This is a genomic window from Streptomyces sp. NPDC001858 (assembly GCF_053594615.1).
The window spans coordinates 312986-328970 of the sequence record NZ_JBSFEV010000006.1; the positions used below are offsets into that span (position 1 = coordinate 312986).

The window sequence follows — 15985 nt, forward strand, 5'->3', positions numbered from 1 at the left end:
CTGCATATCATTGGCAATAACGTCGGAGGACGTTGGACATGGCGGTTTACACGCTTCCGGAGCTTCCGTACGACTACGCGTCGCTCGCCCCGGTCATCAGCCCCGAGATCATCGAGCTGCACCACGACAAGCACCACGCGGCGTACGTGAAGGGCGCGAACGACACCCTGGAGCAGCTGGCCGAAGCGCGGGACAAGGAGTCCTGGGGCTCGATCAACGGCCTGGAGAAGAACCTGGCGTTTCATCTCTCCGGGCACATCCTGCACTCCATCTACTGGCACAACATGTCCGGCGACGGCGGCGGCGAGCCCCTGGAGGCGGACGGCGTCGGCGAGCTCGCGGACGCGATCGCCGAGTCGTTCGGCTCGTTCGCGGGCTTCAAGGCTCAGCTGACGACGGCGTCCGCCACCACCCAGGGCTCCGGCTGGGGCGTCCTGGCCTATGAGCCGCTCTCCGGGCGCCTGATCGTCGAGCAGGTCTACGACCACCAGGGCAACGTCGGCCAGGGCTCCACCCCGATCCTCGTCTTCGACGCCTGGGAGCACGCCTTCTACCTGCAGTACCGGAACCAGAAGGTCGACTTCATCGACGCCATGTGGGCCGTCGTCAACTGGCAGGACGTGGCGAAGCGCTACGCCGCCGCCAAGGAGCGCGGCGACAGCCTGCTGCTCTCTTCGTGACGCCGTAGCCGCGTCCGCACCGATGTCCTGCTCGTGATCGTCTTCTCACCCGACGCGTGCAGGCAGCACAACCGAGGACCCCTGCGAGACTGCTCGCCGGGGTCCTCGGCATGTTCACCGCGATCCGCCGTGCGGAGGTGAACGCCGGAGCGATCACGCCCGTAAGTACCGGTAGTCCAACGGTACGAGGAGTTGTCTGCATGTCCCGGAGGCGCCGCCGCGGCGGAACACGCCGGGCGACCCGTGCGACACCGGTCGGAGGGAACGTCACCGCCCTGCGCCTGGCGCGGGTGGGGGTCTTCGCGGCCGTCTGCGTGGTGATCACGGCGCTGGGGCACTCCATGATGTCCGGCGACCTCCTGCCGTGGTGGGTGCTGGGCCCGGCCTTCGCCGGTGCCGCCGCGGGCACCTGGTGGCTGACCGGCCGGGAGCGTGGCGCGTGGACGGTGGTGGGAACCACGGTCGCGGCCCAGGGATTGCTGCACGTGCTCTTCGACGCGGCCCATGTGCTCGTCCGCGGAGCGGACGGCGGGACGGACGGCGGGACGGACGGCGAGGCGGCGGCGGTGTCCGGCCCCGGCCAGGACCTGCCGATCTCGTCCTCCGGCATCCACCTGCACCTGCCCGTGCCCCTGCACATGGGGCATTCGGGTTCGGGCATGGTCATGGAGCACGTCGGAACAACGCCGCGAAGCTCCGGCGCCGAGGTGCTGGAGTCCGTCGTCGCGGGGCAGAGCTCGGCCGGGATGTCGCTGGTGCACCTGGTGATCGCTGTCGGATGCGGCCTGTGGCTGTGGCGAGGCGAGGCGGCCGTCCACCGGATGGGCCGGGCCCTGGCCGTGCTCCTGCTCGCGCCGCTGCGGCGGGTCCGGCGGATGCTCGCCTCTCCCGGGTCCGACCGGCGGGCCGGGGCCGGCCGGGCCGCGGTGGCCGCGGCGGCCGTGGTGGGTTCGCCGGGCGTCGCCGTCCTGCTGAGACACGCCGTCGTGCGCAGGGGGCCACCGTGGGCCGGTGCGGCAGTCCTTCAGCTGTCGCCCGGCCAGTCGTCCGCGGTGCGGCCCTGAACCCCAAGAGGGGCGGGCGTCCCGGGACGTGACGGCCGGGGACAGGCTCACGGCCGACGTGCCCGTGCACGCGGCCGGCATGTCCAACCAGGCCCGGAGCGCGCCCGTCCGCCCCAGCGCAGGCGCGGTCGCCTGCTCCGCGCCCATCGATCGGGAGTCCCATGCACCACCACACATCGGTATCCGCACCCCTGTCCGGCGACCCGTCGGAGTCCCACCGCACCGGCCGGCGCCCCCGGCTCGCCGCCACCGCCGCAGCCGCCGCGGCCCTGGCCGCGCTCCTCGCCGGCTGCGGCAGCGAGTCCGACGACCACTCCTCCGACACGTCGGCCGCGTCCGAGTCCGCGTCGTCCTCCGCCCACGGCACGGACGACATGGCGGGCATGGACGGCATGGCGATGGGGGACCCCTCGGCCACGCCCGCCGACAAGATCCCCGGCGCCACCGTCGTCAAGGGCGCCTTCCAACTGCTGGACACCCGCCCGCCGGGGATGGACGACGTCGCGGGAACGGCCTGGCTGGCCCAGGGCTCGCAGGGCACCACGGTCACCGTGTCCCTGACCGGTCTCAAGCCGGGCGGCGTCTACATGGCCCATCTGCACGCCCAGCAGTGCTCCGCCGAGAACGGCGGCGCGCACTTCCAGTTCGAGAAGGGCGGTGCGACGACACCCCCGAACGAGATCCACCTGATGTTCACCGCCGACACCTCCGGCATGGGCATGACGACGGTGAACAACTCCACCAAGACAGGCAAGGGCGCGGTCGCGATCGTCGTCCACCCCAACGAGGCACAGGACAACCGGATCGCATGCGCCGACTTCCCCTTCTGACCGCGGTGGCCGGCTCGCTCGGGTGCGTCGGGGCGCTGCTGCTCCTCGGCGCGACCCCCGCGGCCGCCCACACCGCGCTCAAGACCGCGACACCGGGACCCGGAGCCAAGGTCGGCGCCGGGACCAGCGTGGTCGCGCTGACCTTCGACGACCTGATGTCCGGCACCCCGCCGCAGATCGGCATGGTCGGTCCCGACGGCACCGCCATCGCGGTCGGCAAACCGGTCGTCACTGGTGCCGCCACCGCCTGCGCGGCCGTGTCCCCGCTGCCCGCGGGCGTCATCACCCTCACCTACAAGATCACCGCGGGTGACGGCGACGCCCAGAGCAACGCCTACCAGTTCGAGGCCGTCGAAGGCGTCGCACCGGCCGACACCCCGCCCGCCTGCGCGAAACTCACCCTCGCAGCTCCGGACAAGGACGGTCCGGACACGAGCGGTTCGGACTCGGTTCTGGGCCTGGGCCGCACCACGGCGGCGGCCGTCCTCGCAGGCGGGCTCGCGGTCCTGGCCGGCGGAGGGTTCCTCATGACCCGCACACTCCGCCGACCGGAGCCAACGCAAGGAAACACCACGGAGTGACCCACGGCCCGTTCCCCGCACGAGCGGGGAACGGCCCAACGGACCCGCCCGCGAGAAACTGCGCGACCGGCCACGACGGCGCCGCAGCGCGATGACGGCGCATCGCGGCGCGTCCGGCGGAGCGCTGAGCGGGTCGGGCGATGTCGCCGGCGGTTCGGCAGCGCCCTGAAGGGGCGCGGGGAACTGCGCGACCGGCTACGACGGCGCCGCAGCAGAAACGACGGCACATCGCCGCACCTCCAGCGGAGCGCCTAAGCGCCTAGCGTGGCGGGCATGACGAAGACGACGTCCCCGCCCGCCCCCGTGCTCGGCGCGCGCGCCCTCAACCGCGCCACCCTGGACCGGCAGTCGCTGCTGCGACCCTCCTCGCTGTCGGCCGAGGCGGCCGTCGAGCACCTGCTCGGGCTGCAGGCGCAGAACGTCAAGCCGCCCTACTACGCGCTCGCCGCCCGCCTCGACGGCTTCGTTCCCGAGACGCTGTCGACGTCGATGGCCGAGCGGAACGTCGTCCGTATCGTCACGATGCGTTCCACCATCCACACCCACACCGCCGACGACTGCCTGACCCTGCGACCGCTCGTCCAGCCCGCCCGCGACCGCGAGCTGACCTACTTCCGCAAGGGACTCGTCGGCGTCGACCTCGACCGGCTGGCCGCCCTCGCCCGCGACCTCGTCGAGGACGAGCCGCGCACCATGAAGCAGCTGCGCGAGGCCCTCTCGGCCGAGTGGCCCGAGGCCGACCCGCAGTCCCTCGCCGTCGCCGCGCGCTGCCGGCTGCCGCTCGTCCAGGTCACCCCGCGCGGACTGTGGGGCAGCAGCGGACAGGTCGCGCTCACCACCGCCGAGCACTGGCTCGGCCGCGCCGCGGAGCCGGCCCCGACGGCCGACTCCGTCGTCCTGCGCTATCTGGCGGCTTTCGGGCCGGCGTCCGTCAAGGACATGCAGACCTGGGCCGGCCTGACCCGGCTGCGCGCGGCCTTCGAACGGCTGCGCCCGCGGCTGCTCGTCTTCCGCGACGAGCGGGGCGTCGAACTGTTCGACCTCCCCGACGCGCCGCGCCCCGACCCCGAGACCCCGGCCCCGCCCCGCTTCCTCCCCGAGTTCGACAACCTCCTCCTCTCCCACGCCGACCGCACCCGCGTCGTCCCGCCCGAGTACTGGGGCCGCTCCTGGCAGGGCAACCAGGCCCACTGCACCCTCCTCGTCGACGGCTTCCTGGCGGGCGTCTGGAAACTGGAGCCGGACGCCGTCGTCGTCGAGCCCTTCGGCGCCCTCACCCGGGCACAGCGGAAGGACGTCCTGGCGCAGGGCGAGCGGATGCTGGCCACGATGCACCCGCAGGCGAGCCACGACATCCGCTTCGGCACGGTGATCGCGCGACAAGCCCCCACCGGGGGCCGGTGAGGGTGTGGAGAGGGGGCGCTGCGGGCCGCTCGTGGAGGCTCGCAGCGCCCCCTGGTCGTTCCCTGAGGGGTGCTCAGGAGTTCTCGCGGGTCACGCGGTCGACTCGGACGCTACGAGTTGACCTGCGTGGTGACCAGGCTGGAGAAGGTGGTCAGCCGGGTGTACACACCCGGGTAACCGGCCTGCGCGCAGCCCTCGCCCCAAGAAGTGATCCCTGCCAGGACGCCCCCGATGAGCAGGGGACCGCCGCTGTCGCCCTGGCAGGTGTCTACGCCGCCGGATGTGTATCCGGCGCAAACCATGTCGGTCGCGACGAAGTCGGAACCGTAGGAGCTCGCGCAGCTGGAGTCGGACACGATCGGGACGGTCGCGGTCCGCAGCTGGTTGGAGGAGCTGCCGTTCTCCGAGGTGGTGCCCCAGCCGAGGACGCGGGCGGTGGCGCCGGTCGCGTACACCCCGGTCTGGGACGAGGACACGTACGACGCCGTGGTGTACGGCATCGACGTCGACAGGGTCAGGACGGCCACGTCGTCGCCGTTGGTGGCGTCCGTGTAGTCCGGGTTGATCCAGATCTTGCTCACCCGGCTGACCGTGCCGTTGGTGCCGTTGAGGTACGTGCGCCCACCGACGACCCGCACACTGCTCGTGGTCTCGCCGACCATACAGTGGGCGGCCGTGACCACCTTGGTCGCCGAGACGAGGGTGCCGCCGCAGAACTGGTTCTGCGAGGCGTCGGTGATCTGCATCATGAACGGGTACGTCGTGGTCGTGGTCGTCGTGCCGCCGACGATCGGCTGGGGCGCTGCGACAGCGGTGGGGGCGCTGAGCAGTGCGGTCGCCGCCGCGGCGGCGGTCGCCGCGAGGACGGCGGCGGTCTTCTTCACGCGGTTGAGCCCGAACATGGATCTCCTCGCTGTGTTGCCGGTGGGGGGTCGCGCGGGTGTGGGGGGAGTGCACGGGGATGGGGGTCCCTCCCGCTCGAGCGAAGCCGAGAGTGGGGGAGGGACCGACCCCCGTGTGCCCGGGCGAGCGGCACGTCCCTTACGCTAGGACCCGGAACCCGCTCCTCCCAATGAGGGAACCCCCTAAGGGAGTTGGGGCAGGGAAAACCCTCGGTCGTCCCAGGCGGCGCACAGCCGCCGGCGAGCGTCCGCGCAGTGCGGCCACCGCGTCGGCCGGGACGCCCCGCTATGGACAGGTAGCCCGTGAGGGGCAGTTAACCCGCGGATTCCTCACTTCGCGTGACGCCCCGCCGCCAGTCGGACGATGTCCACCCGCGAGCGGATCCCCAGCTTCCGGTAGACCCGGGTCAGGGTCGCCTCGACCGTCTTGACGCTGATGAACAGGCGCGCGGCGATCTCCCGGTTGGTCGCGCCCTCCATGACGAGCGCGGCGACCTGACGCTCCATCGAGGCGAGCCCCTCCAGCGCGTCGGACGGCAGCGCCTGCGGGGGGACGGCGGCGGCCGGCTCCGCCGCGCCCTCGGCGGCGGCCGCCTCCACCTGACGCAGCCAGGGCAGCGCCCGGCACCGCCGGAACAGCCGCGCCGCCTCGTCGTACGACGTCGGCCCCGGCCCCGGTCCCGGCTGCAGGGCGCGCAGCCGGGCCTGTGCGAACGCCGCCCGGGCCTCCTCCAGGCCGTATCCCAGCTTGGCGAGCCGGTCCTGAACGGACGTCAGCCGGGACAGCGCCGCCTCGTGGTCGCCGAGCGCGGCCCGCACCATCGCCTCCGACCGGTCCAGCACGGCCAGCACGCTCTCCCGGCCCAGCCTGAGCGCGTGCTCGCGGGTCACGTCGATGACGTCCTGCGCCTCGCCCGGCTCGCCGACCCGGACCAGCGCCTCGGCGAGATCGCCGTGCCAACGGCCCCGCGCGGGGTCGGTGATGCCCAGGCCCTGCTCCAGCTCCCGCACCCGGCGCAGCGAGCCGACCGCGCCCGCCGCGTCCCCGGCCACCAGCTGGGCGTAGCCCAGCGCGGCCAGCGCCCGCGAGAGGTACATCTGGTCGCCGTCCTCCTCGGCGCGGTCGGTGGCCTCCCGGGCCAGGACCAGCGCCCGGTCCACCTCACCGCCCGAGGCCTCGGCCAGCGAGGTGAGCATCGCGGAGGCGCCCAGGCCGATGCCGGAGTCCCGAGCCAGCCGCAGGCTCTCGCGGGCCAGGTCGAGGGCGCGTCCGCAGTGCCCGGAGCGCAGTTCGGTGTCGGCGAGGAACCGCTGGAAGTGCACCTCGCTCTCGACCATCCCGCGCCGGCGCACCTCGCGCAGCAGCGCGGTCATGGTGGCGCGGGCCTCGGGGAGCTGATCGCTCATCAGCAGCCAGCGGTACCGGGCCATTCCGGCGCCGTTGTGATGGCACGCCACATACGGGTCCTGGGGTTCCTTCAACGCCCGCTTGATGGTGGTCGGCGCGAGCGGATGGCCCATCAGGATCTCCGTCGACGCCTGGAAGGAGAGCGCGAACAGCTCGGTGCGGCGGTCGCCGCCCCGGGCGGCCAGCTCCGCGGTGTGCGCGGCCTCCTGCCGGGCCTCGGCGAAGTCGCCCTCGACGACCAGCTTGCGCCAGGCCAGCCGGTAGTGGACCAGGGCGAGCAGCCGCGGGTCGTCGCCGGCGTCGGCGAGGGCCTGCGGGAAGACGGCGTCGACCTCGCCGAGGGACTGCCCGGCGGCCTCGATCACCACCTCCCAGGCCCGGATCCGCTCGGCGGGCACGGTCGCCCGGGTAAGCACCTCGCGCGCGATGTCCCGGGCGAGGTCCACCTCGCCGGCCGTGATCGCGTCCTCGGCGGCCTGCAGTCTTCGGTCGTCCGGGGCGGGCACGCCGTCCGGCGGGGTGTGGCGGGCGGCGAGCAGTCCGAGCGAGGCGGCGACCGAGGGGGCGCCCCGGTCGCGGGCCAGCGCGGCGGCCTCGGCGAGCCGGGCGGCCACCTCCGGGTCGGTGCCGGTGGTGGCCAGCGCGAGGTTGCGGGCCCGCTCGATCGGGTCGGAGGCGGCCGTGGACAGCGCGGCGTGCGCGGCCCGGCGCTCCTGCGCGGGCGCCTCCGCGTAGAGCGCGGCCGAGATCAGCGGATGCGCGAACCGGACGGCCGGCCCCTCGGGTTCCGTCGTCAGCAGCCCGAGCGCGGCGGCCTGCGCGGTCTCCGCCTCGGCGTTCTCGCGGCCGGCCGCGTGCAGCAGGGCCAGCGTGGGACGGGCGCCGGCGCTGGCCACGAGCAGGGTGCGGCGGGCGTCGTCGGAGAGCATGTCGAGCCGGCTGAGCACCAGGGCGCGCAGCGAGGTCGGCACCGGCAGGGGTTCGCCGGGCCGCGGCGGGGTCGGGTTCTCGCCGAGGGCGCGGCCCAGCTCCAGCGCGAACAAGGGGTTGCCGCCGCTGGTGCGGTGGATCTCCCGCACGGTCGAGCGGGGCAGGGCGGTGTAGCCGCGGTGATCGAGCAGCGCGGAGACCTGGGCGCGCGAGAGCGGGTTCAGCCGGACGGCGAGGGTGTCCGGCGGGGACGCGCGTAGATGACGGTCGTACTCCTGTCCCTCCGTGCGCACCGCGCACAGCAGTTGGACGTGGGTGTCGCCGAGGCGGCGGGCGGCGAAGCCGAGCAGCTCGGCGCTGGCCGAGTCCAGCCACTGCAGATCGTCCGCGACGAGCAGGACGGGGCCCGAGGCGGCGAGGGCGCGCAGGGCCGACAGCACGGCCAGCCGCAGGGCGAGGCCGTCGCGTTGCAGAGTCGACTCGCCGCGGCCGGTCAGCGCCGACTCCAGGGCCGTGCGCTGGGCGGCCGGCAGCTTGTCCGAGATCTCGTCCAGCACGAGGCCGAAGAGATCCGCCAGGGCCAGGAACGGGAGATGGGATTCGGACTCCGTCGCCGAGCAGCGCAGCACTGTGCGCGCCGCGTCGCCGTAATCCACGGCCAATGCCCGCAGCACGGTCGACTTTCCTATTCCGGCGGGGCCGTGCAGCAGCACACTGCCGCCGCGGGTCAGCTGGTCACGCGCCGCCGTGACCAGCTCCTCCCGGCCGATGACCAGGTCGGGGCGGCATCTGGCAGGCTCCTTGAACTCCCGTCGCACGGTCACCGCTCCCCTCCGAGTGTCGTGTCCGGGCCAAATTCTAGGCAACGACTCTTTGAAATCCGGAGACATGACGAGGTGAGGGATATAACAACATGACGCATATGTAAATTCATGGTGGCGGTGGGTGAATGGTCGCTTGTCGTGAGGGGCCTCCCTGGCTTGATGTGATCGCTGCTCCCGGCATCCTGCCCGATGCGCGTCACGGGAATGTTGCGCCGCCCGCGCTACGGCAGTACCCCCGCCCCGCGGGCCACGACCACCGCCCCTCGCCGCGCGCACGCGCCGCCCCCGCACCTCGCCGCCCGGAGCCGGCCGTTGCCCGTCCCCGGCCGCAGCCCCGACCGCCCGGCCGCCGCCATGCATCCAGGCATGCCCGTCTCGCGCGGGCCCGGACCGCCCGGCTGGGCCGGCTGCGCCCCCGAGGCCGGCGGCCCGCAGACGCCGAGGAGTTCGACGCGCAGGGCCGGGCCGGCGCCCCGCGGGCCACGACCACCGCCCCTCGCCGCGCGCACGCGCCGCCTCCGCACCTCGCCGCCCGGAGCCGGCCGTTGCCCGTCCCCGGCCGCAGCTCCGACCGCCCGGCCGCCGCCATGCATCCAGGCATGCCCGTCTCGCGCGGGCCCGGACCGCCCGGCTGGGCCGGCTGCGCCCCCGAGGCCGGCGGCCCGCAGACGCGGAGGAGTTCGACGCGCAGGGCCGGGCCGGCGCCCCGCGAGTCGGTCGCGGTGCGTGGACGGGGCGGGGCGGCCGTCCTGGCGCCGAGGCCGTTGCCCGAGGTCACCGGAGGGTTCGACGGCGGGTTCGCCGGCAGGAGGTCCTGCGCGCCGCCGAGCTCGCTGATGCGCGTCCGTTGCCGCCCCGGCTCCATCGGGCCGCCGCAGGCGAGGGGCCGCCCCTTCGTCCGTCGCGGACGCGTGAGCGCACCGCGAATCTCCGCCGTTCCGGCCGCGTCTGCTGCCACGTTCTCGCCCTTTCCGCGCGGCGTGGTGCCGCGCACCCCCCTTCGGGGGTAGTGAGACCTGCATCACGGATTACACGATGTCGGAGAGCCGCCCGGCAATGGTCCGGCACCGAGGAGGACAGATGACGACGGCGACGGAGCGTTTCCGCCGAGCCCGCGACTTCCTGCAGGAACACCGCGAGGACTACACAACCGCTTACGAGCGTTTCGAGTGGCCCCGCGCGGATCGCTTCAACTGGGCCCTCGACTGGTTCGACGTCATCGCCGACGGCAACGAGCGCACCGCCCTGCACATCGTGGAAGAAGACGGTTCCGAAACCCGTCTCACCTTCGCCGAACTGGCAGAACGCTCCGACCGCGTGGCGAACTGGCTGCGCGGCCGCGGGGTCGCCGCCGAGGACCGGATCCTCGTCATGCTCGGCAACCAGGCCGAGCTGTGGGAGACCGCGCTGGCCGCGATGAAGCTGCGCGCCGTCGTCATCCCGGCGACCCCGCTGCTCGGCCCCGCCGACCTGACCGACCGCGTCGAGCGCGGCCGGGTCCGGCACGTCCTCGCCCGGTCCGCGGACGCGGCCAAGTTCGACGAGGTCCCCGGCGACTACACCCGCATCACGGTCGGCGGCGCGGTGGACGGCTGGCAGCCGTACGAGGACGCCTACGCCGCCCCGGCCGACTTCACCCCCGACGGCCCCACCCTCGCCGACGACCCGCTGATGCTCTACTTCACCTCCGGCACCACCGCCCGCCCCAAACTGGTGGAGCACACGCACACCTCGTATCCGGTCGGACACCTGGCGACGATGTACTGGATCGGGCTCCAGCCCGGCGATGTGCACCTCAACATCTCCTCGCCCGGCTGGGCCAAGCACGCCTGGTCCAACCTCTTCGCCCCCTGGAACGCCGAAGCAACCGTTTTCATCCACAACTACACCCGCTTTGACCCGGCCCGGCTCATGGCGGAGATGGACCGCGCGGGCGTGACCACGTTCTGCGCCCCGCCCACCGTCTGGCGCATGCTCATCCAGGCCGACCTCAGCCAGCTGCGCACCCCGCCCCGCGAGGCGGTGGCCGCGGGCGAACCCCTCAACCCCGAGGTCGTCGAACAGGTCCGGCGCGCCTGGGGAGTGACGGTCCGGGACGGCTTCGGCCAGACCGAGACGGCCGTGCAGATCGCCAACAGCCCCGGACAGGAACTGAAGACGGGCTCGATGGGCCGGCCCGGCCCCGGTTACCGGGTGGAACTCCTCGACCCGGTGTCCGGCGCCCCCGGCGCGCGGGAGGGCGAGATCGCGCTGGACCTGTCCGCCCGCCCGGTCGGCCTGATGACCGGTTACCACGGCGAACCCGACCGGACGGCCGAGGCGATGGCCGGCGGCTACTACCGCACCGGCGACATCGGCAGCCGTGACGAAAACGGTTACATCACATATATCGGGCGGGCCGACGACGTCTTCAAGGCCTCCGACTACAAGATCAGCCCGTTCGAGCTGGAGAGCGCGCTGCTGGAGCACGAGGCGGTCGCCGAGGCGGCGGTCGTCCCCGCCCCGGACGCACTGCGCCTCGCCGTGCCCAAGGCGTACGTCGTCCTTGCCGAGGGCTGGGAGCCGGGACCCGACACCGCGAAGGTGCTGTTCGAGCACTCCCGCGAGGTCCTCGCCGCCTACCAGCGCATCCGCCGCCTGGAGTTCGCCCCGCTGCCCAAGACCGTCAGCGGCAAGATCCGCCGGATCGAGCTGCGCGAGGCGACGGCCGCGGGCTCGGCGGACGAGTACCGTGAGGAGGACTTCCGGTGAACTCGTACGCGCACGGCGCGAGTGACACCCCGCTGCTCGGGGACACCATCGGCGCCAACCTGGACCGGGCGGTGGCGGCCTGGCCGGACCGCGAGGCGCTGGTCGACGTCCCCTCGGGGCGCCGCTGGACCTACGCCGCCTTCGGCGCGGAGGTCGGGAGGCTGGCCCGCGCCCTGCTCGGCGCCGGGGTCGCCAAGGGCGACCGGGTGGGGATCTGGGCGGTCAACTGCCCGGAGTGGGTGCTCGTCCAGTACGCCACCGCCCGCATCGGGGCGATCATGGTCAACATCAACCCGGCCTACCGCACCCATGAGGTCGAGTACGTGCTCGACCAGGCCGGGGTCCGTCTGCTCTTCGCCTCCCTCGGCCACAAGAGCAGCGACTACCGGGCGATGGTGGAGCAGGTCCGGCCCCGGTGCGAGCGGTTGCGCGAGGTGGTGTACTTCGGCGACCCGAGCTGGGAGGCGTTGCTCGCCCGGGCGGCACCCGCGCCACCCGAAGCGCGGGAAGCGCCTGATGCACCCGAAGCGCCTGATGCACCTGAAGCGGCTGAAGCCCGCCCCGACGAGCTGTCCTGCGACGATCCCATCAACATCCAGTACACCTCGGGCACCACGGGCTTCCCCAAGGGGGCCACGCTCTCCCATCACAACATTCTCAACAACGGTTACTTCGTGGGGGAGTCGATCGGCTACAGCGAGCAGGACCGGATCTGCATCCCGGTGCCCTTCTACCACTGTTTCGGCATGGTGATGGGAAACCTCGCGGCCACCTCGCACGGCGCCTGCATGGTCATTCCGGCACCGTCCTTCGATCCGGGGGCCACGCTCAGGACGGTGCAACAGGAGCGGTGCACCTCCTTGTACGGCGTCCCGACCATGTTCATCGCGGAGCTGAACCTCCCCGACTTCGCGGCCTACGACCTCTCGTCGCTGCGCACCGGCATCATGGCGGGCTCGCCGTGCCCGGCGGAGGTGATGAAACGGGTGGTCGCCGAGATGCACATGACGGAGGTGTCCATCGCCTACGGCATGACCGAGACCTCGCCCGTCTCCACCCAGACCCGCCGCGACGACGACCTCGAACACCGCACCGGCACCGTCGGCAGCGTCCTGCCGCACGTCGAGGTGAAGGTCGTCGACCCGGCGACCGGGGCGACCCGGCCCCGCGGCACGGCGGGCGAGCTGTGCACCCGCGGATACAGCGTGATGCTCGGTTACTGGAACGAACCCGCGAAGACGGCCGAGGCGATCGACGCGGGACGCTGGATGCACACCGGGGATCTGGCGGTGATGCGCGAAGACGGTTACGTCGAGATCGTCGGCCGCATCAAGGACATGATCATCCGGGGCGGGGAGAACATCTACCCGCGCGAGATCGAGGAGTTCCTCCACGGCCACCCGAAGGTCAGGGACGTCCAGGTCGTCGGCGTCCCGCACGAGCGCTACGGCGAGGAGGTCCTCGCCTGTGTGATCCCGGGCGACGGGACGGACCCCCTGACGCTGGAGGAACTGCGCGTCTACTGCGAGGGCCGGCTGGCGCACTACAAGATCCCCAGCAGACTGCAGCTCCTGGAGGTCTTCCCGATGACGGTCTCGGGGAAGGTGCGCAAGATCGAACTGCGCGAGAAGTACGCGCAAGGCTGAGCGCTCCGCTGGGGTGCCGCGATGTGCCGTCGTTCGGGTGCGGCGTCGTCGTGGCTGGTCGCGCAGTTCCCCGCGCCCCTTAAGGGGCGCTGCCGACTTCGCCCGACCTGCTCAGCGGACGCCTCGGGCGTTCAGGGCGTCGGCCGTTGAGTTGACCGGCTGCGGGGCGCCCGTGAGGTCCAGGACGAACAGCGGGACGTGGAGCTGGTCGGCGCGGGCGCGGGCGTCGTCCGCGTAGCCGGCGAGGGAGAAGTAGACGCAGTCCGCGGACTCCGTCATCGCCGTCAGCCACAGGCACTCCACGTCCCGCAGCGAGGCCGGGTGCACGCTCGGGTCCACCTGGGCCAGCAGTCCGCGCGCGGCGAGGCCGATGCCGGAGGTGGGCCGCTGGTCGGCCCGCCGGATGTCGCCGTGCCCGAGCCAGTTCAGATAGAGCGCGGCGGCCGTGACCGCGTCGCGTGCGGTACGGATGGCGACGGCGGGGCGGAAGGCGCGGCGACGCGTCGGCGTCGGGGTCGCCGTCGACGGTGGCTCCGGTGCGGCTCCCGGGCCCGTCGTCGATGACGCAGGCGGCGGCAGAGGCGGAGGCGGGGGCGGCGACGCGGATGTCTGCGGACCGGGTGCCTGACCAGGGGCCTGACCGGGCGTCGGGCCTGGTGCCGGATCGGTCTCCGGCGCGGTCGGTGGGGCGGAAGGCTCGGCGGTCACCGGGATGCGCAGCACCGTTCCGCAGGCGCAGCCCAGTTCCGGGTGGGGCCACTGGTCGCGGCGGCCGCAGGCCGGGCAGCACAGGGCGATCCACTCCTCGTCCCAGGCCCGGTGCGCGACGGCCGTCGGCGTCGTCCGCCGGTCGAGCACCGGCGTGACAGGGGCGCCGCACGCGCACGGATAGGACGGCACGGTGAAGGGGCGCTCGCGCCGACAGGCCGGGCAGCGCACCGGCACGCTCTCGGACATGGCCCCCATCGTCCTCCTTCGACCCCCGCTTGTCCGTCTCTTGACGACCTTTGTCCGTCCACTTACATTGCTTCCAGATAGTAGAAAGTAATTTCCGCATTACGGAAAAGCTGGAAAACGGCAGGGAAGCTCAGCTCTCACCCGCGGGGCGCGACGGGGGAGCGAATCCGAGGAGTACTCCATGGCTCGTATGACCGCTGCCCGCGCGGCAGTCGAGATCCTCAAGCGCGAGGGCGTCACCAGCGCGTTCGGGGTCCCCGGCGCGGCGATCAACCCCTTCTACGCGGCGCTCAGGGCCGCCGGCGGCGTCCGGCACACGCTCGCCCGTCATGTCGAGGGCGCCTCGCACATGGCCGAGGGCTACACCCGTGCACGCGCGGGCAACATCGGCGTCTGCATCGGCACCTCGGGCCCGGCCGGCACCGACATGATCACCGGGCTGTACTCCGCCCTCGGGGATTCCATCCCGATCCTGTGCATCACGGGTCAGGCCCCGACCGCCGTGATCCACAAGGAGGACTTCCAGGCCGTCGACATCGCCTCGATCGCACGGCCGGTGACCAAGATGGCGGTCACCGTCCTGGAGGCGGGGCAGGTCCCCGGCGTCTTCCAGCAGGCCTTCCACCTCATGCGGTCCGGCCGGCCGGGTCCGGTCCTGATCGATCTGCCGGTCGACGTCCAGCAGACGGAGATCGAGTTCGACCCGGACACCTACGCACCGCTGCCGGTCCACCGGCCGACTGCGACCCGTGCGCAGATCGAGAAGGCGATCCGGATGCTGAACGCGTCCGAGCGCCCGCTGATCGTCGCCGGCGGCGGGGTCATCACCGCCGACGCAGCCGAACTCCTCGTGGAATTCGCCGAGTCGACCGGAACCCCGGTCATCCCGACCCTGATGGGCTGGGGCGCGATCCCCGACGACCATGAGCTCAACGCCGGCATGGTCGGCCTGCAGACCTCGCACCGCTACGGCAACGCGACCTTCCTGGCCTCCGACTTCGTCCTCGGCATCGGCAACCGCTGGGCCAACCGGCACACCGGCCGCCTCGACGTCTACACGGCCGGCCGCACGTTCGTCCACGTCGACGTCGAGCCCACCCAGATCGGCAGGATCTTCGCCCCGGACTACGGGATCGCCTCGGACGCGAAGGCGGCCCTGGAGCAGTTCGTAGCGGTGGCAAGGGAGTTGAAGGCGGCGGGAGCCCTCCCCGACCGTTCGGCGTGGGCGGCCGCCGCGCAGGAGAAGAAGGCGACTCTCCAACGCCGTACGCACTTCGACGACATCCCGATCAAGCCGCAGCGCGTCTACGAGGAGATGAACAAGGCCTTCGGGCCGGAGACCCGGTACGTCACCACCATCGGCCTCTCGCAGATCGCCGGCGCGCAGCTGCTGCACGTCTACCGGCCGCGGCACTGGATCAACTGCGGCCAGGCGGGCCCCCTCGGCTGGACGATCCCGGCGGCGCTCGGCGTCGCCGCGGCCGACCCCGAGGCGCAGGTCGTGGCCCTCTCCGGGGACTACGACTTCCAGTTCATGATCGAGGAGCTGGCCGTCGGCGCACAGCACAGGATCCCGTACGTCCATGTCCTCGTGAACAACGCCTACTTGGGGCTGATCCGGCAGGCGCAGCGGGCGTTCGACATCGACTTCCAGGTCAACCTGGAGTTTGAGAACGTCAACTCGCCCGAGCTGGGGGTGTACGGCGTCGACCACGTCAAGGTCGTCGAGGGACTCGGCTGCAAGGCCGTCCGGGTGACGGACCCCGCCGAACTCGGCGCCGCCTTCGAGCAGGCGAAGAAGCTCGCCGCCGAGTTCCGGGTGCCGGTCGTCGTCGAGGCGATCCTCGAACGCGTCACGAACATCTCGATGAGCGGCACCAACGACATAGGAAACGTCGTGGAGTTCGAGGACCTCGCCACCGAGCCGGCGCACGCGCCGACGTCGATCAGGACGCTGAAGGCCTGACCGGCGGCGCGCAATTGCGGCGCTCGGTGCGGCGCGCAACGC

The 15985-nt window shown here is 72.5% G+C and carries 11 protein-coding genes; 8 read left to right on the top strand and 3 right to left on the bottom strand.

Annotated features, from left to right (window positions below; translation table 11 throughout):
• Positions 1 to 38 precede the first annotated feature (38 nt).
• The 5 genes from ACWCPF_RS11720 to ACWCPF_RS11740 all read left to right on the top strand — a co-directional run bounded on the left by ACWCPF_RS11720 (position 39) and on the right by ACWCPF_RS11740 (position 4559).
• Entirely contained in the window at positions 39 to 680 is a 642-nt protein-coding gene (locus ACWCPF_RS11720; protein ID WP_451044811.1) for a superoxide dismutase, read from the top strand.
• 200 nt (positions 681 to 880) lie between these two features.
• On the top strand, positions 881 to 1744 hold the full coding sequence (locus ACWCPF_RS11725; protein WP_451044812.1) for a hypothetical protein: 864 nt from the start codon (positions 881 to 883) through the stop codon (positions 1742 to 1744).
• Between the two features lie 161 nt (positions 1745 to 1905).
• Positions 1906 to 2574 carry a superoxide dismutase family protein gene (locus ACWCPF_RS11730; protein ID WP_451044813.1) on the top strand — a complete coding sequence of 223 codons (669 nt, stop codon included), beginning with the start codon at positions 1906 to 1908 and terminating at the stop codon, positions 2572 to 2574.
• A complete protein-coding gene (locus ACWCPF_RS11735; protein ID WP_451044814.1) occupies positions 2553 to 3155 on the top strand; it encodes a copper resistance CopC family protein in 603 nt (200 codons plus the stop codon). Before ACWCPF_RS11730 ends, ACWCPF_RS11735 begins: the two co-directional genes overlap by 22 nt.
• Before the next feature lie 273 nt (positions 3156 to 3428).
• Entirely contained in the window at positions 3429 to 4559 is a 1131-nt protein-coding gene (locus ACWCPF_RS11740) for a winged helix DNA-binding domain-containing protein (RefSeq protein ID WP_451044815.1), read from the top strand.
• Between the two features lie 110 nt (positions 4560 to 4669).
• Here the strand turns inward: ACWCPF_RS11740 and ACWCPF_RS11745 are convergent, their stop codons facing one another.
• Positions 4670 to 5461 carry a S1 family peptidase gene (locus tag ACWCPF_RS11745; RefSeq protein ID WP_451044816.1) on the bottom strand — a complete coding sequence of 264 codons (792 nt, stop codon included), beginning with the start codon at positions 5459 to 5461 and terminating at the stop codon, positions 4670 to 4672.
• Between the two features lie 330 nt (positions 5462 to 5791).
• Complete coding sequence (locus ACWCPF_RS11750) at positions 5792 to 8623, bottom strand: helix-turn-helix transcriptional regulator (RefSeq protein WP_451044817.1); 2832 nt, start codon at positions 8621 to 8623, stop codon at positions 5792 to 5794.
• A 1080-nt stretch (positions 8624 to 9703) separates the two neighbouring features.
• On the opposite strand from ACWCPF_RS11750, the gene ACWCPF_RS11755 reads away from it, so the two are divergent.
• Both ACWCPF_RS11755 and ACWCPF_RS11760 read left to right on the top strand, forming a co-directional pair.
• Positions 9704 to 11374, top strand: a complete 1671-nt coding sequence (locus ACWCPF_RS11755) for an AMP-binding protein (protein WP_451044818.1) — start codon at positions 9704 to 9706, stop codon at positions 11372 to 11374.
• Positions 11371 to 13020 carry an AMP-binding protein gene (locus tag ACWCPF_RS11760; protein ID WP_451044819.1) on the top strand — a complete coding sequence of 550 codons (1650 nt, stop codon included), beginning with the start codon at positions 11371 to 11373 and terminating at the stop codon, positions 13018 to 13020. The genes ACWCPF_RS11755 and ACWCPF_RS11760 overlap by 4 nt, the downstream gene beginning before the upstream one ends.
• Positions 13021 to 13131: 111 nt before the next feature.
• Here the strand turns inward: ACWCPF_RS11760 and ACWCPF_RS11765 are convergent, their stop codons facing one another.
• A complete protein-coding gene (locus ACWCPF_RS11765) occupies positions 13132 to 13986 on the bottom strand; it encodes a hypothetical protein (RefSeq protein ID WP_451044820.1) in 855 nt (284 codons plus the stop codon).
• 172 nt (positions 13987 to 14158) lie between these two features.
• Between ACWCPF_RS11765 and gcl the strand changes: the two genes are divergently transcribed.
• Positions 14159 to 15943, top strand: coding sequence for a glyoxylate carboligase (gene gcl / locus ACWCPF_RS11770; protein ID WP_451044821.1), 1785 nt, complete (start codon positions 14159 to 14161; stop codon positions 15941 to 15943).
• Positions 15944 to 15985: the final 42 nt, after the last annotated feature.

What these genes read in the sequence shown, in the direction of transcription:
- ACWCPF_RS11725 (WP_451044812.1), top strand. Translation starts at nt 881, where the DNA reads ATGTCCCGGAGGCGCCGCCGCGGCGGAACACGCCGGGCGACCCGTGCG.
- ACWCPF_RS11765 (WP_451044820.1), bottom strand. Translation starts at nt 13,986, where the DNA reads ATGGGGGCCATGTCCGAGAGCGTGCCGGTGCGCTGCCCGGCCTGTCGG.
- gcl (WP_451044821.1), top strand. Translation starts at nt 14,159, where the DNA reads ATGGCTCGTATGACCGCTGCCCGCGCGGCAGTCGAGATCCTCAAGCGC.
- ACWCPF_RS11720 (WP_451044811.1), top strand. Translation starts at nt 39, where the DNA reads ATGGCGGTTTACACGCTTCCGGAGCTTCCGTACGACTACGCGTCGCTC.
- ACWCPF_RS11735 (WP_451044814.1), top strand. Translation starts at nt 2,553, where the DNA reads ATGCGCCGACTTCCCCTTCTGACCGCGGTGGCCGGCTCGCTCGGGTGC.
- ACWCPF_RS11755 (WP_451044818.1), top strand. Translation starts at nt 9,704, where the DNA reads ATGACGACGGCGACGGAGCGTTTCCGCCGAGCCCGCGACTTCCTGCAG.
- ACWCPF_RS11745 (WP_451044816.1), bottom strand. Translation starts at nt 5,461, where the DNA reads ATGTTCGGGCTCAACCGCGTGAAGAAGACCGCCGCCGTCCTCGCGGCG.
- ACWCPF_RS11740 (WP_451044815.1), top strand. Translation starts at nt 3,429, where the DNA reads ATGACGAAGACGACGTCCCCGCCCGCCCCCGTGCTCGGCGCGCGCGCC.
- ACWCPF_RS11730 (WP_451044813.1), top strand. Translation starts at nt 1,906, where the DNA reads ATGCACCACCACACATCGGTATCCGCACCCCTGTCCGGCGACCCGTCG.